The organism is Nosocomiicoccus sp. HMSC067E10 (assembly GCF_001810835.1).
GTDB classification, from domain to species: domain Bacteria; phylum Bacillota; class Bacilli; order Staphylococcales; family Salinicoccaceae; genus Nosocomiicoccus; species Nosocomiicoccus ampullae_A.
On sequence record NZ_KV802776.1, the window covers coordinates 14,332 to 35,740 of the forward strand.

Sequence of the window (21,409 nt, forward strand, 5' to 3'; positions counted from 1 at the left end):
TTTCCTATACTACTACTATAATACCATACTTTAAATAGTGTGGGATAGACTTTTTAAATACTCCAGTCTCCATCTTTGAAGATTTGAATTTCTTCTCCATCTTTTGTTAAACCGATAATATCTGTGTCACTAGCGCCGATCATAAAGTCAACGTGCGTAATTGAATCGTTAATACCGATTTCGCTTAATTCTTCACGTGATTTTTCTTTTCCGTCTTTCACGTTAAATGCATACGCACTTCCGAGCGCAATATGACATGACGCGTTTTCATCAAATAACGTGTTGTAGAATAACGTATTCGTGTTACTGATTGGAGAATCATACGGTACGAGTGCCACTTCACCTAAGTAACGTGCACCTTCATCTGTTTCTAAAATGTTTTCTAAAATTTCGTAACCAACTTCTGCTTCAAAGTCGACTACTTTTCCGTCTTTAAACGTTAATTTAAAGTTATCGACGATGTTTCCACCGTGCGATAACGGTAACGTATTACTTACATATCCGTTTACGTTATTTCTATCTGGAGCAGTGAATACTTCTTCAGTTGGCATATTTGCCATAAAGCTACGACCTGTCGCGTCAACGCTTGAAGCCCCTGCAAAAAGATATCCTTCCGGTAAACCGATCGTTAAATCTGTACCTTCAGACACAAAACGAATCGATTTTAAGTTCGCATCGTTTAAAATATCAACTTTCTCATGCAATGTTTTATCGTGCGTATCCCATGCTTCTACTGGATTGTCTTGATCAGCACGAACTGTATAAAGAATAAGATCTAATAGCTTTTCAAATGCAACTTCTTCTGTTTCATCTGGATATACAAGTTTTGCCCAGTCGACCGATGGATATCCAGCCACGCACCATGAGTGGAAATCTGATTGTACACGTGCAGAGAAATCTTTTAATGCTTTACCATTTGCGATTTGCATTTCTCTAAGTTTCATCGGGTCGATCCCTTTTAGTAGTTCTGGCGAACTTGAGATAATGCTTAAGAATCCAGCATGCTCGTCGCTATAATGCATACGCTCTTCTACAATCCACGGGTGAACTGTTGCGAGTTCTTCAGCTGAACGATTTTCAGCGTGAAGGCGTGATAACGTATCGTCAGAAAGTTTCGTAACGACTTCAGCTGCTCCGCGTTCGTACGCAACACGCGTCACTTCACGAACGAGTGGTAACGCATCTGTCGTCGCTGAAATAAATAGACGTTTTCCTTCGTTAATATTTACACCTACATCTACGAGTAACTCTGCGTATTTTGTTAACTTGTTGTTTGTCATATGTAGTACCCCTTTACTTTTTAAGTTTACCAATTTCGTCGATGATCATCGTTTGTTCTTTTGGTGAAATTTGTTTTTGATTTTTGATGTAGCGATGGTAATCTCTTAATTCATCAATTTTATCGTCAGGGAATTCTTCGTCACTTAAAATTCCTTTACTGACGACATTCAAAGCTTCTTCGATTTCTTTTAACATTTGTACTTTATCCATTTCGTATAAGGCCTCCCGAATCGTACTATCATAAAGTTAAGTTTACCAAATAATAGCGTTTACTGTCGATTTATATTTTCTTTCGTTTAAATGTTCGCTAAAATGGTTATATCTAAGTATTGAGAGATTTAAAGGAGACGATGGATTATGAAAAACAAACTATTACCTGCCATTTTATTAGGTGCAGCAGTCGGAGGACTCGTTAGTCTAATAGATAAAAACACACGAGAATCTGTCATTCAAGGTTCTAAAAAAGCAATTGATTATGCAAAACATCCAGACGAATTAAAAAATCAATTTGCATCAAATTCAAGTGAACCATCAAAATTTGAGCAAATTAAAGAAGAGGTTCTATTCTGGAAAGATACGTTCGAAGAAATTCGCCGTAACAACCCAGAGCTTGAAGAATCACTTAAAAACGCAAAAGCAATTTTCGATAAAAATAAAGATCAAAAGCATCTGCAATAATACAATATAGAGCGTCGAATGGCGCTCTTTTTTATAGGAGGTATGTGTATGAGTAAAGAAACGAACCGTGAACGTAACACCGATTTTTTAAATGAGTTAAAGCACGGTGATGATTACAACAAAGAACATAAAGCTCAAGGCAACAAAGGCGAAACAGCACAGGCTAAAGAAGATGCGTTAACAGAGCAAGAAAAGGCCGAGGCTGAATATAAAGAACAAAAAAAAGAAGACGAAGCTGACGAAAAGAAAAAAGAGAAAAAACTCATGAAAGAGTTAAATGAAAAACAAAAAGAAGATAACAAAAAGCACGAGTATTTCGTCGGGTATCAGACGTTCCAATCAGTCGTTCCTAAACCTGGATCATCTGTATACGTCTCAAAAGTGAATAAACCCGTTCAAGTAAAAGACGACGCTGGATTTTTAGGTAAGTTGTTATTCCAGTTTAGTAAAGACAATACGACAGGTATGGCAGCTCAGCTTGCGTACTATTTATTACTTTCAATCTTCCCTGCGTTAATCTTTTTACTGACTATCATACCGTTATTTAATGTCGATCAGTCTCAATTTACAGATCTGATCAATGAATACGCACCATCAGAGATTTCTGGTATGCTGACAGGTATTTTAGACGACGTGCTATCGAGTAGTTCTGGTGGATTACTGTCTATCGGTTTACTCTTAACGCTATGGTCTGCCTCGAACGGTATGAACCAGTTAATGAGTGCATTTAACGTCGCTTATGATGTTGAAGACAATCGTAACGGAATTGTCTCTCGTATTTTATCTGTAGTATTTACACTGATACTTGCTCTCGGTATTGTCGGTACGTTCGTGTTAATGATTCTCGGTAACCAAATCGGTAGTTTCGTTTTTGGTTTTGTTGATGCAGAACAGTTAAAATTTGTATGGAACTTAGTGAGTAATTTACTTCCTGTATTACTCGTTTTCGTTTCATTCTTAATCGTTTATATTTTTGCACCTAATATTAAAGTGAAAATTAAATCTGTATTACCAGGCACGATTACTGCAACAGTTCTTTTCATCGTCGCATCACTCGGATTTAGTTTCTATGTTTCTAACTTTAGTAACTACTCTGCAACATACGGAAGTATCGCAGGGGTTATCATTTTAATTTTATGGCTATATATTACGAGTATCATTTTAATTTTAGGTGCTCAAATTAACGCAATTAAACATAAAGAATACTTAAACGTCAATGAAGACGGGAATAGAGATAAGGTAGAAAAAGCATGAGATTACTCGATACGTTATTAGAAAACAATGAAAAATTTGTAGAAAACAAAGATTATTTAAACTATCAAACGTCAAAAACGCCAGATAAAAAAGTGCTAATCGTTTCATGTATGGATTCTAGGCTAACGGAACTAACTTATAAAGCACTCGGTCTTAAAAATGGCGATATTAAACAAGTCAAAAACGCTGGCGCTATGATTACACACCCATACGGCAGTACGATGAGAAGTATACTCGTCGCTGTATATATGCTCGGTGTTGAAGAGGTTATCATTATGGGTCATAATGACTGCGGATTTGGTGCGTTAAAGCCAGAACCGATTTTAAAAGAAATGCACGACCGCGGTATAAGTGAAGAAGTCATTAATACTTTAATGCATTCAGGAATTGACGTCGTCGACTGGTTACAGGGCTTTGATAGCGTTGAAGAAAGTGTAGAAGAAAACATCAAAATCGTTAAACAACATCCGTTAATGGATAAAAATGTTCCTGTTCACGGTCTTGTCATGGACCCTGGTACAGGTGCTGTAGAAGTTATTCATAACGATTACTAAAAGAAAAAGACGATCAAACTTAAAGTTTGATCGTCTTTTTGTTACTCTACTTCAGTGAGTAATACTGGGCCATCTTTAGTGACCATAATTGTATGTTCTTTTTGAGCGACATAACTACCGTCTTTTGTTTCAAATGCCCAGTCGTCTTTTCCGTCATAAACGAGAGTTGCTTTCGTTGAAATAAACGGTTCAACCGCAAGCACCATACCTTCTTTAAGAATCGTCTTATCCGATGCATCATAATAATTTAAAACGTGCTGTGGTTCATCGTGTAAACTATATCCAACTCCGTGCCCTGTTAAGTTTTTAATGACTGTCATATTATGTTTACGTGCTGTATTATGCACGGCACGCCCAATTTGAGATAGCTTCGCTCCTGGTCTTACTTTTTTCATCGCTTCGTCAAATGCCAGTTCAGCAACGTCGATAACTTTTTGCTTTTGTTCATCATCCACTTCTCCAGCGACAAATGATAAACCTGTATCTGCATAAAAACCGTCCTTCATTGCAGAGACGTCAATATTCACGAGATCTCCATCTTTAATGACTCGTTTTCCTGGAATACCATGTGCTACTTCTTCGTTAATACTAATGCACGTATATCCCGGGAAGTCATATTCAGTAATCGGTGCACTTTTTGCACCGTACTTTTCGAGTAAAGCACCTGCATAGTCGTCGACTTCTTTTGTCGTCATCCCTACTTTTGTGTACTCGATTGTCTCTTTTAATACGCGTCCACAAATTTGACCGATTTCTTTTAATCCTTCTAGTTCTTTATCTGTTTCAACTATCACTTTAAACCCTCGCTTTTTTCTATATTTATATAGTATAACAAATCATATTTTATTTTAAAAAGTCGTATATTGTCATGTTCCGATACGATCGTTTTTCTAGGTCCGAAACAGTGACACCGATTAAACGAATCGGTATCGTCGGATCTTTTAACTCGTAATACAAATGATGCGCGACTTCATATATGTCTTCTGTACGAAATATTGGATTACTCGTCCCTGTTTGTTTTGTATGCACTGTAAAATCGTCGTGACGAATTTTTACTGTGACGACGCGTCCACATAGTTTTTTATCTTCAAGTCTTACGGATACTTGTTCTGACAAATCTTTTAAAACACGTACCATTTCTTCATCGTCATTTCTATCGTAACTAAATGTCGTTTCTTTACCTACAGATTTACGTTCACGGTCGTAATCGAGTTGATTCGTTCCAATCCCTCGTGCCTTTTCATATAGACTTCTTCCTCTTTTGCCAAAATGAAAGATTAAAAAATTTTCGTCTTTGTCGTATAAATCTTGCCCGTTAAATATTTTAAGTCGGTGCATCTTTTCTTTCGTTACTTTACCGACTCCTGGGAAATCACCGATATCCAGGTGCATTAAAATTTCGTCGACGTTGTCGTAATCGATTACCGTTGTACCGCTTGGTTTATTCATACCTGAAGCGAGTTTTGCGAGGTATTTATTGTATGAAATCCCACTACTAGACGTGAGTCCCGTTTTCTCAAAAATATCGTGTTGAATTTGTAACGCAATTGATTTCGCAGGTCTAGTTTTACTCACTAAATGCGTAATATCGAGGTATGCTTCGTCTAAACTTAATGGCTCAACGATCTCTGTGTACGATAAAAAGATATCCATAATTTGACTCGACACTTCACGATATCTGTTAAATCGCGCACGTAAAAAGATTCCGTCCGGGCATAACTGATGCGCACGACTCATTGCCATTGCACTATGCACACCGTATTTACGCGCTTCGTAACTCGCGGTCGAAACGACGCCACGGCTAAAAGACCGCCCACCAACGATGACCGGTTTCCCTCTTAATTTAGGATTATCGTTTTGTTCAACTTGTGCATAAAAAGCGTCCATATCTATATGAATAATCCGTCGCTCCATTATCCTCACCAACAATAGTATACCAAAAATCGAACATTTGTTCTAAATTTAAATCTAAACGTTTATCGTTATAATATGATTAGGAGGAATCATTATGATTATTATCGGCGGCGGTATTATGGGCTTGTCAATCGCCTACCACTTACAACAACATACAGATACAATTGTGTACGACCGACAAGATGAAGGACAAGCGACTAAAGCTTCAGCTGGTATCATCTGTCCATGGGTCAGTCAAAGACGCAACAAGTTATGGCTCGATATGGTCACTAAAAGTGCGAAGTATTATCCAAAGTTTATTGAAACACTCGCTAAAACTTCACCAATTAATCCATCATTTGAACGTAACGGTGCGTACATCTTATTCGACGACGAAAAGAAATATAGTAAAGCGCTGAAACGTATTCAAAAAAATAATGACGTATACGAAGAAATGATTTCTGTGTCAGAAGATGCGCCTGTAGAATATTTAAACAACAAGTACTATAACATATTCGTTGAAGGTGCGATGCAAGTAAAAGGCGATGCACTTTTAAACGCATTAAAAGATGCGTATTTAAAATCCGGTGGCACGATTAAAAATGAATCATACATTCCAAACGATGATGATTTTAAAATTTACGCAACCGGTGCATACGGCGCTGAACAACCTTTTGAACCAAAAGTCAGCCACCAAAAAGCTGAGATTTTACACGTGAAAACTTCTGGTCACTTTGAACATCTACCGGTCGTCATGCATAGAAGTCACTACATCGTTAACTTAAGTAAAAACCACTTTGCTATCGGTACGACACATATTGATACGGAAAGCTTTGACGTCACTCCGACAAAAGAAAATGAGGAGTATTTATTGAACGTATTTCAGGAGTTTTATCCTAATATAGAAATTGTGGAACAGTTTATGAAAGTTGGTCTCCGTCCATATACGAGAGACTTCCTACCGTTCATTGGATTTGTCGATGAAAGAACATTCGTCGCGAATGGTCTCGGATCAAGCGGATTAACAGCTGCTCCATTTTTAGGAAAAGTAATTGCTGACACTATTATTTTTAACGATGCTGAACTCGATATTAATAAGTATAGTTATTTATAAATAAAAAATGAGCTGATACTTTATCAGCTCATAAAAAATTGAGTCGTCACATATGCTGCGTAAACAACAGCTACGACGTTTAATAATAAGGCAATAATCGCCCATTTATCTTTTCGTTCTTTGACGCTTGTCGCACTAAACAGTACGCCGAGCACTGAAAATAAAATCGTCAGTGTCCATCCGAAATCATTTTCCATAAAAATCGGTAAAAAGACACCAACTAACGGGATTATAAAACTTAACACTAATAAAGACATGATGTCACCCCATATTATAAAGGTACTTTTTAAAGCTTACAGGTTCACGTTTATATAATTTAAACATGAAATACATTAAAAATAATACACTTTCTTCAACGCGTAGTGTGTGATCGTTTACGACGATTTCATCTTCAGTAATACGACCAATCGTCACACCTTCTTTTACCATCTCTAGCGTATTCGCCACGCGTTCTGTAAATGAATAGTTCGAATCGTCAATCACCCCATCGACTCGAAAATTCATTATATTATGTATTTTTCTTTCTTTAAATTTAAACTTCTCATCATCCGTAAATAATTCATAACGAGCGACGTTCATATCTTTAAAGCGGCGCTGACGTAATCCTAAAAAGTAACTTTCACCGTCTCTATAACGAAACAAAAAGCTATGTTCCTTATCGAACTTTTCACGCGGGTTCAAGATGATTTCACCAATCTTCTGACTCGCTTCGTTCGTAATATAGACATGACTTTCACGGTGTCGTCTCTCCACTTCAAAATAATAATGCTTCATGAACGTCCCTCCTCAATTTATTTCAATTCGGTTATATTAATGAGTTCTTAAATATTTTGCAGCGATTTCTAACATATCAACATTTAAGTGATACATCTCACCAATTAGGTTAAACACCGCATCTTCAGACAGTACACCTTGGTTAATATCATCGTATTCGTCAGTCGTATTCGACACCTCGAGGTCATTTAAATATTCCTGGCTACCATAATAATTTTTCAGTGCATTATATTCATCTAAGTTCTCTTCGAACTTTTGAAGGAGATTTTGCATTTCATCCTTAAGATCTGCACTACGGTTTAAAATCTCTTCATAACGAATAACATCTTTTTTCATGCCAACACACCCTATACAATAGAATTAATTTAATTATACCACTAAGAGTCGGTGAATTGTTCTATGATTTTTGGTTGAGTTTAGGTTTTGGTTCGTTTAATTTTACAAGATGAAAAACCGATCCGCTGTTTAACAGTTTTTCATCTTAAAAATTAGTGGCAGCAGGACCGATTTCGGTTTAATTTTACGCAAATCCGATTTGTGTTAAAATCGTTGCGCGTTCGTTGACAATTAGAGCTTTTGTGTGCAATTAACTAGGTACCCTTTGACGTATTTCGCAGTTGTGTAAAATTAATTTTATTTCGTTTACACAAAGAGCGTTTCTGTTAAAGGCACCCTCGTTAATTTAACAAGATGAAAAACCGAGCTACTGTTCAATAGCTTTTCATCTTAAAAATTAGTGGCAGCAGGACCGATTTCGGTTTAATTTTACGCAAATCCGATTTGTGTTAAAATCGTTGCGCGTTCGTTGACAATTAGAGCTTTTGTGTGCAATTAACTAGGTACCCTTTGACGTATTTCGCAGTTGTGTAAAATTAATTTTATTTCGTTTACACAAAGGGCGTTTCCGTTAAAGGCACCCTCGTTAATTTTACAAGATGAAAAACCGATCCGCTGTTTAACAGTTTTTCATCTTAAAAATTAGTGGCAGCAGGACCGATTTCGGTTTAATTTTACGCAAATCCGATTTGTGTTAAAATCGTTGCGCGTTCGTTGACAATTAGAGCTTTTGTGTGCAATTAACTAGGTACCCTTTGACGTATTTCGCAGTTGTGTAAAATTAATTTTATTTCGTTTACACAAAAGCCATTCACGTTAAAACTACCCTCGTTAATTTTACAAGATGAAAAACCGAGCTACTCTTAATCAGCTATTTCTCTATATATTGAACACCGCGACCATTACCTACTCGCTGATAATGCGAATTTAACACTTTTCTATAGTGATATCTTGAGATTTTCTCTCCTGTGAAATTATAGAGATTAGAAATTGTTATTTTCATCTCTGGAAATAGTGTTTGGAAATCTTTAATTGCTTGTAGGACGACAGCTTCTATTGGAGTTTTCCCGTTACATTTCTGACATTCATAATACGTTCGATTGTTTAATATAATTTCTCCTCCATCATCAATACAAAACAAAGATTTCTTTAAACTTTCATAGGAATAGTTGATGTCTAACCTTCGTTCTTCTAAATGTCTAAACTGATATATACTCTCGACAAGCTTTTTTGTACCTTGATCTGCGTGCTGATATTTTAACCGCAATTCATTTAAAAACTTTTTAAGTTGACCGCGCATGATTATATTAAGACCACGCGGTGATTCATATAGATGAAAATCTTTACCAATGAATACGACGTAACTTTTTATTGGAAGAGTAATCCCCACCTTTTGAGTCAGACGATTGAATAATATTACTGTATTATCCAGTTGCTCTAGTGGTGATCTCACTTTACTAGTGAATTTTGTGTTGTAAAAATCACCATCTCTAAACAGATAGTCTCCATGATAATTCTTTACTTCGAATATAAAAATTGCGTTTCGAAACACAACCAGTGCATCAATTTGTCTAACTACTCCATCGACTGAAAATGTAAAATCTGTGAGTATACAGGCACTCTCACCAACTAAATTCATCAAGAAACCTTTAAACTCCTCTTCCCCGCTGTAGCCTCTTGTTAAATTTTCCAAATAATATAACTGCTCATTCGTTAAATCCATTCTCCATTTCAGCGCATCAAGTTGTCTATGTACGAGTGATTTCATAGTAAAAACTCCTTTTTAGACATACATTAACTCATATCAGGCAAATACAAAAACTACAAAAATTTATGCATTTCATTACATTTTTTAAAATCCGTCTGATTCAAGCACCGAACTTTCTAAAATCGATTAAAAACCTAGCCATATTTTAAAAGTGGCAATAATGATAATTTATTGTTTCCATAATAAAAGCCTGAACTCAAAAAAGTTCAGGCTTCATTCTTTAACTTAAAAATACTTGTAATAAATACTACTATGAACAAAAGCAATACTACAAATAAAAACATTTTTCTGTATGGAATTAACATATCAATATTTGAAAATAGAATCGTTCCACCGAATGCGACAAACAATAAAACGAATAGCCATTTAAATTTCATATTATCAATCCTCCTCAAACGTTTTATACAGACCTCTAAATCCAAAGACGAGTATAACGATAATTACTACAAACGTAAAAACATAATAAAACGGCTTTAGTGGACGAAGTGCTTCATAATAACTAAACACAAATCCACCTAAAAATATTACGAGTGATGCTATAAACAAAATGACGAAGAACTTTTTAACATTCATCTTTACACTTCCTTAACACTCTTCTACTTACTATTCATTATACATTTCAAACACTTTGATTTCATCTTTACATCAATTCGTTTCATATTGTAAAGATTTTGTAAATGTTCTATAAATCGCTTTATTTCAATGGTTTCAGGGTGCTAAAATTATAAGTAAGTAAATAATATACATATTTTAAATAAACATTCTCAAGGAGATAAGGAATGAATAAAACACGATTCATTTTGCTGAACTTTGTAGCTGCTCTGTTTTTAACTTCTTGTCAAGCGGTCGAACAGGCGATTGAAGACACGTTCAGAAAAAGTCCTGAAAAATTGAACAAAGAAGACAGTGAACAATCGTTAACCGATAAAGTTAAAAGGATATTTTTAGACGAGAGCAATGAAGTCATCACTTCATCAGACATTATTAAAGATGCAGAAGAAAAGTATGGTACCGAGTTTGATGTCGAAATCAATCGACAATTTGATATGTATTTAAAAGAAGAAAATATCAATCGTTATTTGTCTGAAGAAGAAATCATGGAAATTATCAATGTTTTCAAATCAAATAATCTTTTGACAAATCGTGACAAACGCGATGAGATTATGGAATCTCTTTTCGAACTTGTCGGTACACGTGAATTTTACGTGTATGAAGGGCGTATCATGCTGAATTCTACTAATCTATACGTGTATGTTGTCGATCCAAATAATACAAAACATGTCGACCTATATTATTATAATATGTCAATCGGATCATGGAGTATCATCCCTGAAAAACTAAAGGAAGATGTCGATCCCGTCACTGCATCGATTCAAGTGTCTCAATTTAATTTTGATAGCTATGAAAAAATTGTAGATACGGCGATAGAAATTTTAAAAGATATGGGCGAATACGATGAATCAACCACAATTATTAACGATAATAATATCGCAACTATCCAGTCGCGATTTGATGGAAATGACGTGTCTTTTAACACTCCACTTAAAGGAACGAGAGAAGATTACCATTTAACTTTTGATCATAAGGGCAATCTTATAAAGAAAGAGAGGATTTAACATGATGTTTATACTACTCATATTCTTTTTTATGTACGTGTTTCCAATATTTTTCTTATATATACCAGCTATTCGAACTACACCAATCGTTGCGACGATTCTTTTAGTTGTCGGGGTTGTACTTTATCTCGTACAAACATTTATGATTTATAAATTGGTAACGAGACCACAAAAACTATTGACGCAACATGAGGATATTAGGTACTCAGGCCAACTCGTACACGCTGATATATTAAATGAAGAGGTTATACAAGAAAACAATAACGAAATCTCTAAAAAGTTGCTCGTACAATTTTTAAATTTAGCAGGAAATTCCGTAAAATCATATGTAAAAGTTGTCGATTCAAAGCCACACGAACACCGTTTTGAAAGAGGTAAAACGATTGATTTAAAGTTAAATAAAAACGGTTTTCAGCCTCCGTTTACTCTTAATGACGGAGAATACGAAACGAAGACGAGTCCTTTTGCTTCGGTGTGGATTATTTTTAACATCGTCTATATGATTGGATTTTTTATAGTGACGTATTACGTTCAAAATGACGGATACGGCTGGAGATTTTTAAGTCCAGTAACGTCTTGGCTATGGGCACCGATTTCTGGGATTATCCTTTTAAGAATATTACTGAAACTTTCGAGTAGTTTCGATATCGTCATGAGATACCACCCACTCATTTCTTTTAATTCTGAAGAAGAGTTTGGAGAATTGTTATTATATGGAAAAACTGTCGAAGGTGAAATTCTCAGTTACTCTCAAACTGGACTTCACGTAAACGAACAACCTCAAGTGCTTTTTAGCATCCAGTATGTAACAGACGAAGGTAAAAAACTAACGAAGCGAATTAAAAATGTCATCAGTTTAACAGAACTACATGAACTTAAAAAAGGAAAGGCAGAAATCATCTACCTTCCCCGTGATACGGATATATTCATGGTTCAATTCATAGAAGATGAATAAACATCCCACCAACAGCTCCAGTCAACACGACAATCCATGGTGGTAATTTCCAGTATGTAAGCATACTAAATAATATCGCGCCTAATGCAAAGTCAATTGGTGTTAAAATCGAGCTCGTCCAAATCGGATGGTATAACGCTGAGATTAAAATTCCGACAACCGCGGCATTCACACCCATGATCGCCCCTTTAATGTTCGGGTTATTTCGTAATTGATCCCAATACGGTAACGCGCCGAGTATCAGTAAAAATGCGGGTAAGAAAATCGCAATCGTTGCGATGAGTCCGCCTAGCCATCCGTTCATCACTGCTCCGATATACGCAGCAAATGTAAAAAGTGGACCAGGTACTGCTTGAGTGGCACCGTAACCTGCTAAAAATTCCGCTTCACTTAACCAACCTGTCGGTACAAATTCTTGTTCTAATAGTGGTAACACGACGTGCCCTCCACCAAACACTAATGCGCCTGAACGATAAAAGCTATCAAACATCGCAATCCAGTATGATCCAGTCGTTTCTCTTATAACCGGTAACATTACGAGCAATCCGAAAAACAGAATAAGACAAGCCCCTGAAAATCTTTTACTTATTGGAAATCTAGTGCTTAGTACTTCATCTTTGTTATGATTTTTATAAATTAAAAACCCGATTACACCAGCAATTACTATCACACCAACTTGAGTAAAAGCAGCCGGCCAAAGCAGTGTAATAATTAACGCAAATAAAGCGAGTGCTTTTCGATTTAAGTCTGGTGTTAAACTTTTTGCCATACCGATAATTGCATGTAAAACGACCGCAACTGCAACAATTTTTAGCCCGTGAATCCACCCGGCATTTGCAACGTCAAACTCTGTTAAAAATAAAGCGAATAAAATCAGTAAAAGTACGGACGGGAGTGTAAACCCAATAAAAGATACGATTCCACCGAAAACACCGCCACGCATTACACCGATACCAATTCCAACCTGACTACTCGCGGGACCTGGTAAAAACTGAGATAATGCAACTAAATCCGCGTAGCTCTTTTCGTCCATCCATTTTCTTCTACGGACATACTCTTCGTGAAAATAACCGAGATGTGCAGTCGGCCCACCAAATGAAGTTAAACCGAGACGCGTAGATACAATCAAAATTTCTAAAAGTGACTTCACACTACTACGTTTATTTTTATTCATCACTCTCTCCTTTAAAAATTATATAATCTAGCATCGATAGTTATCGTTTATTTTATCTGTTTTCAGTCAATTAAACTTTATATTTACATAATTTTTACAAAGATTTTTGAAGAGACCATGTATACTTTTATATATTAAAAAAGCATGACCTAAATTAATTTAGATCATGCGACGTCATTTTTTCTAACTCTTTTCTTTGTCTTTCTTTTACTTGTTTTCTACCAGCACTAAACTGACCAAGTAGAAACAGAAGTCCGACTGCTGTAATTAATACCTCTGCTAATATATTTGCATCTGATGTAAATATAATAGTCCCTCGCCAAACTAAGAAAACTAATGGTAATATTAATCCCCAAAACTTACTTTGTCTCGTACTTAAAAAGAACTGTAAACCTAAAAATCCGGCTATAATTAACACATCATAAATTGATCCAAAACCAAACACTATGAATTCTTCCTTTCTTCTTTATACTTTTCAATAATTAACTTTGCTTCTTCTAATTCAATTCGATCATCAATTGACAACTGTTTAATAAAACTGATGAAATCTTCATTTTCAATTTCATCGTGCAATTTAATTTTTTCAATTAAACGGTCTAGCTTAATGCGAACTGTCGGATATGATACACCATACATTTTAGCGACTTCTTTCAAAGAGCCGGAGAGCAACATAAACTTTTTTATAAACTCCAAGTCTTCTTGCTCTAACGATAAAATCCAATTTGGTATGTTATCTCTTTCCACAGCACTCGACCTCCTTATTTCTAATTAAATCATATCATGTATGTTTAATTTTGTAAAATAAAGCTTTAATAAAGTTAAATTTTTATTTTACTTTTAATTAAATAAGATTAATTTTAGCTAATTAAATATGTAGCTGCTTCATTTCAAGTTGGCTATCTTAAAGAAAAAGACCCAACATTCCTCTCATAGAAATGTTAGATCTCATGGTAATTTTATATCTATATTATTTATTATTCATTTATTAACTTCCAGTGTCCATCCTTAGCACTGCCAACATACTTTATTATTTCTTTATCCGTTAGAATCTTCAAATCTCTTTTTATTGTTCTTTCTGTCACTTTAAATTGAATCGACAAATCTAAAGCAGTTACTTTTGGATTGTTTTTTAATATTTCTAAAATTCTTTTACGCCTATCATTTGGTTTTAATTTTCGTTGATTGTTTTGAGTGACATTTTGGGTGACATTTTGGGTGACATTTTGGGTGACATTCTCATTATTGTAATTCATATTCCAAAGTATGGTTGTAAAAGATGTTTCTGTAGATGTAAATTCTGGATGAAGTCTTTCGTCATAATTTCCCGCTATTTTATAAGATTCAATTATTTTTCTAAGACCTGATCCACGTCTTTCCATTAGACCTAGTCTTGCAAATACATCCGCTATAATTGGATTCCTTCTTGTCGAAGAAATGTTTAAAGGATTAAGATCTTGAACAAAAGTACCATCACACATTCCACCCGGTGAAAATATTTCCACTCTATTATCATAGATGCTTATGTGTACTTCGCTTCCTGTTACTAAATAATCTCTATGAATCAAAGCATTTACAAGTGCTTCTTGTATCGCTCTTTCGGGATACTCTGGATATTCTTCTCTAAAAGTAGGTCCTTTTATCCACATTTTTTTGATATTTCTTTTTACAAAGTCTAAACTTGCTTTTAAGAGATATATTAAGTTTCCTTCAAACTCAACATCATCTATAGCATCTATTCTACCGTTGGCTTTTGTTAAACCATTCCACCTTGTACAAAACACTCTAGATTGATAAACTTGATAACCATCTGCAAACAACAATCCTGCATTTGTTATAGTGTTATCATCATTAGCAAGTCCAAACGATTTTAAATCTGTACTATGAAATTCTGTTCTCGTCCTATTTTTGTATTCTAAACTTAAATCATGAAACGTAACATCTTCTAATTTCTTACTTGTCCTAAGTAAATCATAGCTAAGGTGTTCTCCTTCTAGTGTTAGGTTAAATAAGTCTAAGTTATTCGCTGGAACGCTCTGATTACCTATTCTTTTATAAGCTATTCTTGAGCCATTATCAACTACGAAGTAAGGTGTGTTTTTCCCTGATGAAATACTTAAAATTAATATAAACTTGTTTTCAATTTCGATTATTTCCATATCAAATTCTGGATTTGGCTCCATCTTATTTTTTATGATCTCACTAATAGTTTCTGAATCCATTTTGTAATCCTCGAGACCAAGAACTGTATTATCCTCTTGAACTCCAAATATTAACTTACCACCTTTTCCATTTGCAAAAGAAGATACAGATTTTAGCCATGATTTAGGCCTTTTTACTTCTAACCTTTCTTTTTTATCATAGAAATTGGTCTCACCAATGTAATCCTTTAGGTTCAAAATAATCCTCCTCTCATTTAAACAATTTAAAAAAGTATAATATTATTTAATGTTTCCTTACGACTTCCATTACAACCTTCGCTTCCATATCTAGCAGTTCTTTTTTCATTTCGATACCACCTGCATAACCGATGAGTTTTCCATTTGCTCCAACAACTCTATGGCACGGTACGATTATCATGAGTGGATTTTTATTATTTGCCATTCCTACTGCGCGGCTCGCATTCGCGTTACCTATTGCATTAGCAATTTCTTTATATGTACGTGTTTCACCATAAGGTATTCGTGTAAGTTCTTCCCATACTCGTTTTTGAAAATCCGTTCCCTTAAGCTCATATGAAATATCAAACGATGTTCTTTCACCATTCAAATATTCCATGATTTCACGATAAACACGTTCAGTAAACTCTGTCTTTCTGCCGTAATCGCTTGTTTCATCAATCTTCTTCACCATTGTTAGAACATTTTTCTTATAGCCTATTTTTAATAAGCCAAATGGAAATTCATATACAGCATAATCTAACCCTGTATTCTTTTTAATATTATTCATTTTTTTCAACTGAGTTTTCCATTGCAATATTTAAATATTCAACATCAAACCCTGCACTATTGTACCCTTCTAGAATTGTTAAGTAGTACTCTTTACTCGGCAGATTTAGTGGTCTGCCTTCGTTCATAATATAGACCATCGCGTTTACTGGTTGATTATCAACAATAACTTCCATTACTTCTTTTCTATATAAATCTGGGTACTCTTCATAAATATCAAGTTCCTTTTCGTCATCCGGTGCAATAAGCCACACGAGAATCGGAACACTGTCACCTTTACACGGTTCAACTGTTGCAAAAGATCGGTTATCTGTCCCTCTAAAAGTAAGTGTGTGATCTTTAATTTCACTCTTGCCAACCACTTTAGCAGTTGGACATCTTTTCGCCATTTGTTCAAGGTGTAAATTGGAACCATATGCAATATAATATTTAGTCATCATCTCAATCCTTCCACATGAAGTATACTCGTTTAGCTTTATTAATTATCTGGATAAAGTTTATCATCAACTTTAATTGATTTATTTTTGCTTAATAAAGACTCAATAAACTTGTTCTTTTCTTTAGGAGATACAATTACGGAATCATATCTCTTATACTGAATCTCTATTCTATCGATAGATAATGCTGGTCCTGCTAATAATGTTTTTGTAGCTCGTAATTTTTTAATACTTTTAATATCTATCGTACTTTTAAAAGGTCCGTTTTTAACTATAAGATTCTCATCGTCAATTTTATAACTTGTACCAAACCATAGCCATAATAGTAGTGCATTGTTTAATATTCCGACAATATATACCACTATATTTCGCTCAGTTATCATCATAAAAAACATTAAAATAATTACTCCCCAAATGGACACAGCAAGCCAAATATCTTTTTTAGATTTAAAGTTCAACACTTCACCTCCAATATATTAAACGAAAAACAAAATTGTGATCTATAGTTAATTTATAGTTTACCATTTGTATTTATAATTGTACTGTTATATTTTTTACACGACAAAAAGCTCGGATTGTTATCCCGAGCTTAAGAAATCTACTTAAATACTTCTAAATCACCTTATTCCTTTCCACATTCATAGCAACGTTTATCTTTATCATTATCTCCATACATACGTAGCTCTTTCTCTACTCGACAGCTGTTACAAATATCAAAGTATATTTGTGGAAGTATACCTTCTTCAGCTAGTGGTACCCATTTCGATTCATACAAAGATTTTGTCATACCATAATCAATAAAAACGAGCTTACCTTCATTATCTAACCCATAGTTGCTACTGTCTCTCAAATCAAAGCAATCGAAGTTTTTATCCAGCTCATTTAAAACTTTTTCAAATGAATCAGGTATTAAATGCGAGTGATTCTCAAGGTTTATTTCATACGATTGATTATCTATAAGTTCTAAGGGAGCGTAGTATTTTTGTATAGAAATAAGTTCATCGTAGTAATATGTCTGAGCAAGCAATGAATCTAAAGATTTATTCGCCATTGCAGTGAAAATTTCAAATTCATTTTTTGATTGATGATATCCAATTGGATGTAAATTGACTTTTATTACATAGTCTGAAACTCTATACACTTTTCTTGTAGAGCCTATCCCCACAAAATTTTCCTCTCTACAGTACATCTTCCAATTTTTAATTAATTCCTCAAGCATTTAATCACTCCCATATAAAGATAAGCATATGATCTTTAAATCGAATACTTTTATTTCAACAATCTTTACTTCATTTCGCACGATTCTCTCACGATTAAATAGTTTTAAATCATTATACCAAATTATCGATAAAGTATTCTTTCTTCGTGCCAAAGATGATTACACTGCAAATGCTACATAAGACTCAAACATAGATGATAGTCACTCTTTGTCCACACTTCTATACACTCTCTTATTATTTCTGAAAATTAAAAGCCCCTTCTCAGGAGCTTAAGTAGTCTATAAAACCTTGAAATCATTATTTACTTCGCACTTAAATTCGCATCATAAAACTCAACAAACTGTTCAAATAATTCAGTATCTATACGGTTACTCCAACGTTCTCTATCAAGATTTTCTTCAATGAACTTTGCCTTGTCTTTCTCAAATCTTTGTTCATTTTCTTCTTTCTCATAATTATAGTCGAGAGAATCCGTCCACTCTTTTATTGCTTCATCTAACTCGTCTTTATATGTGTTGTTCGGATCATCAAAGAAATGATCATGTCCTCTATCTTCAAAGTGAAGGAAGGTAAATCTCGAGTTATCGTTATATTTTTCATGAAATAAATCGTAGCCGTATTGTATAGGAATCATTTCATCATCTTCACTATGGGTAAGTAAAATAGCTGCATTACTTGACTCAAAACCATCCATCGCTGTGTTAGTCGCATATTTACCAAACTTCATCCATTCATGAATTTTTAAAAAAGGCATCATCGTATAAATAAAACTACCCGCTTCTTGTTTTCCTACTGCCTCAAAATAATCTGAAGATTTATTAACACCACAGCAAGCAATAACCGCTTCTACTTCAGGGTGATATGTAAGTACACTTGAAGCATTATAACCGCCCCAACTATGTCCAAACAGTCCTATAGGTAAATCCGGGAAGTTCCCACTTTCTTTAACAAATGATATCGCATAGTCTAGGTCAATTGCGCCTTGAGGAAAACCACCTACTCCGTCTCCCTCACTATCATCAGTACCCGTCGCATCATAGGCAAATACATAGTATCCATTTTGTGCAAAATAATTAATATATTCTAAATAGAAATTATGTCCTCCATCGCCAAAACCATGTGATAATACAATAATTCCTTTTTGGTCGTCCCCTACACTATACAGTGATCCCGTTAGTATTTGTCCCTTATCAGATGGAAATTCATACTGTTTAGAATTCAAGCCTTCAAAGTCTGAAACTTTTAGCATAAGTGGTGGATAACTTTCAAATCGCTGATTGATGTTCTGATTGTATATGAATATTGAAAAAATACAAAAAGCACTTACTATTAACACAAGCGGAATGATGACAATAAATAGCTTAGTTCTTTTCTTTAATTTTCTCATAATTAAACTCCTCTTTATTTTTACTGAGTTCAATTAAATTATATCCACTTTTAGGCTTTTCTAACATAATGAATGATTGTCACTGTTAGTTCGAAGCTGATGATGATGTATTATTTAGACATATAATTTACACAACAAAAAAAGCCCGGATATCAATCCGGGCTTAAGACATCTATTAAATTTTTTCTTTAATATACCAAGTTGGAATAGGATTACGCATATTGTCATACCAATTCAATACATCTTCTGCTTGGTTAAGCATCGTTTGTACTTCACTTCCCCCATATGAAATAGCCCACGGTATGGAGGACAGAATATTACTGCAAATATACAGGGCCAGTAACTTCCAAAATTCCATCGGTACTTCATTATCAAAATATCCATCTATTATGCCTGAAGCAAATATTGGAGAAGCTTGAACACACCATACAATACGATTAAACTCTTCCCAAGGATCACCAAAATCGAAACGATTGAAATCAATGATTACTATCTTATTATTTTCAATCATCATATTGCCAATATGAAAATCTCCGTGATGAAAGGTTTGTGGTTTGTTTACAAGCAATTGACGGTTGGATTCTATATAGTCTATAATATCTTCTGCTCCGTCAAATTTAATGGGACAATCCTTATACATCTTGATTTTAGAATCCATCTTCTCATTGAATCGAGTTTCCCAATCAGATTGATTCTCCGGAGCTGAAATAGAATGGATGGCTTTGAGCATTCTTCCTGCCTCAAGACCAAAATCATACTTCTCACTGTTAGTTAGGTTAGGAATGACTTCTCCAGAATTTCTACCCTCAACCTAACTCTCAATGATATAAACACCCTGATCACACTTTCCAAACTCAACTGGTTTACACATAGAAATATCAAGAGCGGCTAGCTGTTGCATCATTCGAAACATCTCTGCACGATTAGCACTTTCTTCTTCGGGGGCTATCCTCAAAAAGTATTTAACACCATCGTCCGCTGTAACACAATATTTTTTATCGCACGATCAACCTTTATTAATTGGTTCTTTAGAAATTAAATTTAGTTGTGACATTGTTTAAATTTCACTTCTTTCAAGTAATGCCATCATCTCAACGTATCTTTTTCGTTTAGTTAATTTAATATGAATTAATATTTAATCGATTTATTTTTCATATATTCCAAAAATTCATCTATCGGCTTATCATTCCACTTCTTATTATGTACTGCACGATGACAATTTGCACACAGCATAATTAAGTCTATCTTTCTAGTTCTCCTTTTTCCCATATATAGTGGTAAAATATGATGTGCTTCAATAAATTCAATTTCATATGTTTTTTCGAATGAAAAGTTACAAGCTTCACAAAAAAGTTCCCCATGCTTTTTAATAAATTCTTTCTTTGCAATATTTATGATTTTTGAATTACGTTCAATTTGATAATGAGTACGATGGCGTTTCATTCCTTCTATAGTTTCATATTCATTCGCTAATTCATTATCATAAGTGAGGGCATCGTCTCTATCAAACTTTCCAATATATTTCATAAATGCTTCTTGTAAAGAATCTTTCACTTCCCAAATAAATAATTCCTTCTCATAATACCCATTAAAAAAATGACTCCAGTACCTTTCTTTTTTACTTTTATTCCTTAAATCAGTTTCAAAAGTATAGCCTTTTTTTCTTAGCCGTTTAACTGTTTGAGCCATAGATGTATTATATACTTGATATGGGCGTCCAGTAATTTCCGATATTTGTTTGGCTGATCCTTTACCATCCATTTCGAACACTAAAACATAGATTGCTTCCTGTAAGAAAGGTGTAAAACAGTCTTTCTCCTGTAACATCAGAATCCACTCATCGACAGTATAGTTTTTTGCATTTGTTGGATAGTAATCTAATTCTTTTTGCATATAAACCACCTACCATTCTTATATTTTCAATTCGCATAGTAAACTTATCTAGTCTATCAACTGTCCTACTCAAAATCTAATCCGTCAACTTAACCCCAAATTCTAGTTCTTACAACACCAATAACAAAAA

26 protein-coding genes and 1 pseudogene are annotated in these 21,409 nt (G+C 34.5%); 6 read left to right on the top strand and 21 right to left on the bottom strand.

The window, feature by feature from the left end; all coding sequences use genetic code 11:
* Positions 1 to 53: 53 nt before the first annotated feature.
* A complete protein-coding gene (locus HMPREF2767_RS07325) occupies positions 54 to 1,280 on the bottom strand; it encodes an aminopeptidase (protein WP_070623556.1) in 1,227 nt (408 codons plus the stop codon).
* A 13-nt stretch (positions 1,281 to 1,293) separates the two neighbouring features.
* Positions 1,294 to 1,491 (bottom strand): DUF1128 family protein, encoded by a 198-nt coding sequence (locus HMPREF2767_RS07330; RefSeq protein WP_040928250.1) that lies wholly within the window; start codon positions 1,489 to 1,491, stop codon positions 1,294 to 1,296.
* 147 nt (positions 1,492 to 1,638) lie between these two features.
* On the opposite strand from HMPREF2767_RS07330, the gene HMPREF2767_RS07335 reads away from it, so the two are divergent.
* Genes HMPREF2767_RS07335 through HMPREF2767_RS07345 form a run of 3 tightly spaced genes read left to right on the top strand, consistent with a single transcriptional unit; the run spans position 1,639 to position 3,767 of the window.
* Positions 1,639 to 1,959, top strand: coding sequence for a hypothetical protein (locus tag HMPREF2767_RS07335; protein WP_070623559.1), 321 nt, complete (start codon positions 1,639 to 1,641; stop codon positions 1,957 to 1,959).
* A gap of 48 nt (positions 1,960 to 2,007) precedes the next feature.
* On the top strand, positions 2,008 to 3,213 hold the full coding sequence (locus HMPREF2767_RS07340) for a YihY/virulence factor BrkB family protein (RefSeq protein WP_246828777.1): 1,206 nt from the start codon (positions 2,008 to 2,010) through the stop codon (positions 3,211 to 3,213).
* Entirely contained in the window at positions 3,210 to 3,767 is a 558-nt protein-coding gene (locus HMPREF2767_RS07345) for a beta-class carbonic anhydrase (RefSeq protein ID WP_070456303.1), read from the top strand. Before HMPREF2767_RS07340 ends, HMPREF2767_RS07345 begins: the two co-directional genes overlap by 4 nt.
* A gap of 41 nt (positions 3,768 to 3,808) precedes the next feature.
* Here HMPREF2767_RS07345 and map read toward each other — a convergent pair whose 3' ends face one another.
* Together map and dinB are read right to left on the bottom strand one after the other, a co-directional pair.
* Positions 3,809 to 4,561: a type I methionyl aminopeptidase gene (gene map, locus HMPREF2767_RS07350; protein ID WP_068128719.1), complete on the bottom strand. Its 753-nt coding sequence runs from the start codon at positions 4,559 to 4,561 to the stop codon at positions 3,809 to 3,811.
* Between the two features lie 49 nt (positions 4,562 to 4,610).
* The gene (gene dinB / locus HMPREF2767_RS07355) at positions 4,611 to 5,684 is read right to left on the bottom strand and encodes a DNA polymerase IV (RefSeq protein ID WP_068128782.1); all 1,074 of its coding nucleotides are present in this window, start codon (positions 5,682 to 5,684) and stop codon (positions 4,611 to 4,613) included.
* 91 nt (positions 5,685 to 5,775) lie between these two features.
* On the opposite strand from dinB, the gene HMPREF2767_RS07360 reads away from it, so the two are divergent.
* Entirely contained in the window at positions 5,776 to 6,774 is a 999-nt protein-coding gene (locus HMPREF2767_RS07360) for an NAD(P)/FAD-dependent oxidoreductase (RefSeq protein ID WP_070623562.1), read from the top strand.
* A 23-nt stretch (positions 6,775 to 6,797) separates the two neighbouring features.
* On the opposite strand, the gene HMPREF2767_RS07365 is transcribed toward HMPREF2767_RS07360, so the two are convergent.
* The 6 genes from HMPREF2767_RS07365 to HMPREF2767_RS07385 all read right to left on the bottom strand — a co-directional run bounded on the left by HMPREF2767_RS07365 (position 6,798) and on the right by HMPREF2767_RS07385 (position 10,225).
* A complete protein-coding gene (locus tag HMPREF2767_RS07365) occupies positions 6,798 to 7,031 on the bottom strand; it encodes a hypothetical protein (RefSeq protein WP_068128722.1) in 234 nt (77 codons plus the stop codon).
* 4 nt (positions 7,032 to 7,035) lie between these two features.
* Positions 7,036 to 7,548, bottom strand: coding sequence for a hypothetical protein (locus tag HMPREF2767_RS07370; RefSeq protein WP_068128724.1), 513 nt, complete (start codon positions 7,546 to 7,548; stop codon positions 7,036 to 7,038).
* Between the two features lie 36 nt (positions 7,549 to 7,584).
* Positions 7,585 to 7,884, bottom strand: coding sequence for a DUF4298 domain-containing protein (locus tag HMPREF2767_RS07375; RefSeq protein WP_070623565.1), 300 nt, complete (start codon positions 7,882 to 7,884; stop codon positions 7,585 to 7,587).
* 871 nt (positions 7,885 to 8,755) lie between these two features.
* A complete protein-coding gene (locus HMPREF2767_RS07380; RefSeq protein WP_070623568.1) occupies positions 8,756 to 9,652 on the bottom strand; it encodes a nuclease-related domain-containing protein in 897 nt (298 codons plus the stop codon).
* Between the two features lie 206 nt (positions 9,653 to 9,858).
* The gene (locus HMPREF2767_RS08775) at positions 9,859 to 10,029 is read right to left on the bottom strand and encodes a hypothetical protein (protein WP_168162128.1); all 171 of its coding nucleotides are present in this window, start codon (positions 10,027 to 10,029) and stop codon (positions 9,859 to 9,861) included.
* 4 nt (positions 10,030 to 10,033) lie between these two features.
* Entirely contained in the window at positions 10,034 to 10,225 is a 192-nt protein-coding gene (locus HMPREF2767_RS07385) for a hypothetical protein (RefSeq protein WP_068128730.1), read from the bottom strand.
* Positions 10,226 to 10,431: 206 nt separating this feature from the next.
* Between HMPREF2767_RS07385 and HMPREF2767_RS07390 the strand changes: the two genes are divergently transcribed.
* Together HMPREF2767_RS07390 and HMPREF2767_RS07395 are read left to right on the top strand one after the other, a co-directional pair.
* Positions 10,432 to 11,268 carry a hypothetical protein gene (locus HMPREF2767_RS07390; protein ID WP_070623571.1) on the top strand — a complete coding sequence of 279 codons (837 nt, stop codon included), beginning with the start codon at positions 10,432 to 10,434 and terminating at the stop codon, positions 11,266 to 11,268.
* Position 11,269: 1 nt separating this feature from the next.
* Complete coding sequence (locus HMPREF2767_RS07395; RefSeq protein ID WP_070623574.1) at positions 11,270 to 12,223, top strand: hypothetical protein; 954 nt, start codon at positions 11,270 to 11,272, stop codon at positions 12,221 to 12,223.
* Here the strand turns inward: HMPREF2767_RS07395 and HMPREF2767_RS07400 are convergent.
* The 11 genes and pseudogenes from HMPREF2767_RS07400 to HMPREF2767_RS07450 form a co-directional block, all read right to left on the bottom strand.
* Positions 12,207 to 13,397 (bottom strand): chromate transporter, encoded by a 1,191-nt coding sequence (locus tag HMPREF2767_RS07400; protein WP_070623577.1) that lies wholly within the window; start codon positions 13,395 to 13,397, stop codon positions 12,207 to 12,209. The genes HMPREF2767_RS07395 and HMPREF2767_RS07400 overlap by 17 nt on opposite strands.
* Positions 13,398 to 13,551: 154 nt before the next feature.
* Positions 13,552 to 13,842 (bottom strand): hypothetical protein, encoded by a 291-nt coding sequence (locus tag HMPREF2767_RS07405; protein ID WP_083302084.1) that lies wholly within the window; start codon positions 13,840 to 13,842, stop codon positions 13,552 to 13,554.
* A complete protein-coding gene (locus HMPREF2767_RS07410; protein WP_070623581.1) occupies positions 13,842 to 14,141 on the bottom strand; it encodes a DUF2089 family protein in 300 nt (99 codons plus the stop codon). The genes HMPREF2767_RS07405 and HMPREF2767_RS07410 overlap by 1 nt, the downstream gene beginning before the upstream one ends.
* Positions 14,142 to 14,371: 230 nt before the next feature.
* Positions 14,372 to 15,793, bottom strand: coding sequence for an AlbA family DNA-binding domain-containing protein (locus tag HMPREF2767_RS07415; protein WP_070623584.1), 1,422 nt, complete (start codon positions 15,791 to 15,793; stop codon positions 14,372 to 14,374).
* Between the two features lie 46 nt (positions 15,794 to 15,839).
* Positions 15,840 to 16,247 carry a methylated-DNA--[protein]-cysteine S-methyltransferase gene (locus HMPREF2767_RS07420; RefSeq protein WP_246828778.1) on the bottom strand — a complete coding sequence of 136 codons (408 nt, stop codon included), beginning with the start codon at positions 16,245 to 16,247 and terminating at the stop codon, positions 15,840 to 15,842.
* An 88-nt stretch (positions 16,248 to 16,335) separates the two neighbouring features.
* A complete protein-coding gene (locus HMPREF2767_RS07425; protein ID WP_070623587.1) occupies positions 16,336 to 16,782 on the bottom strand; it encodes a gamma-glutamylcyclotransferase family protein in 447 nt (148 codons plus the stop codon).
* 38 nt (positions 16,783 to 16,820) lie between these two features.
* Complete coding sequence (locus tag HMPREF2767_RS07430) at positions 16,821 to 17,237, bottom strand: PH domain-containing protein (protein WP_070623590.1); 417 nt, start codon at positions 17,235 to 17,237, stop codon at positions 16,821 to 16,823.
* A gap of 164 nt (positions 17,238 to 17,401) precedes the next feature.
* Entirely contained in the window at positions 17,402 to 17,998 is a 597-nt protein-coding gene (locus tag HMPREF2767_RS07435; RefSeq protein ID WP_070623593.1) for a hypothetical protein, read from the bottom strand.
* A gap of 302 nt (positions 17,999 to 18,300) precedes the next feature.
* Entirely contained in the window at positions 18,301 to 19,386 is a 1,086-nt protein-coding gene (locus HMPREF2767_RS07440; RefSeq protein ID WP_070623596.1) for an alpha/beta hydrolase, read from the bottom strand.
* Positions 19,387 to 19,561: 175 nt separating this feature from the next.
* Positions 19,562 to 20,368 (bottom strand): annotated as a pseudogene (locus tag HMPREF2767_RS08880) (aminoglycoside phosphotransferase family protein); the annotation flags it as partial.
* A 146-nt stretch (positions 20,369 to 20,514) separates the two neighbouring features.
* Entirely contained in the window at positions 20,515 to 21,279 is a 765-nt protein-coding gene (locus HMPREF2767_RS07450; RefSeq protein ID WP_070623599.1) for an HNH endonuclease, read from the bottom strand.
* Positions 21,280 to 21,409 lie beyond the last annotated feature (130 nt).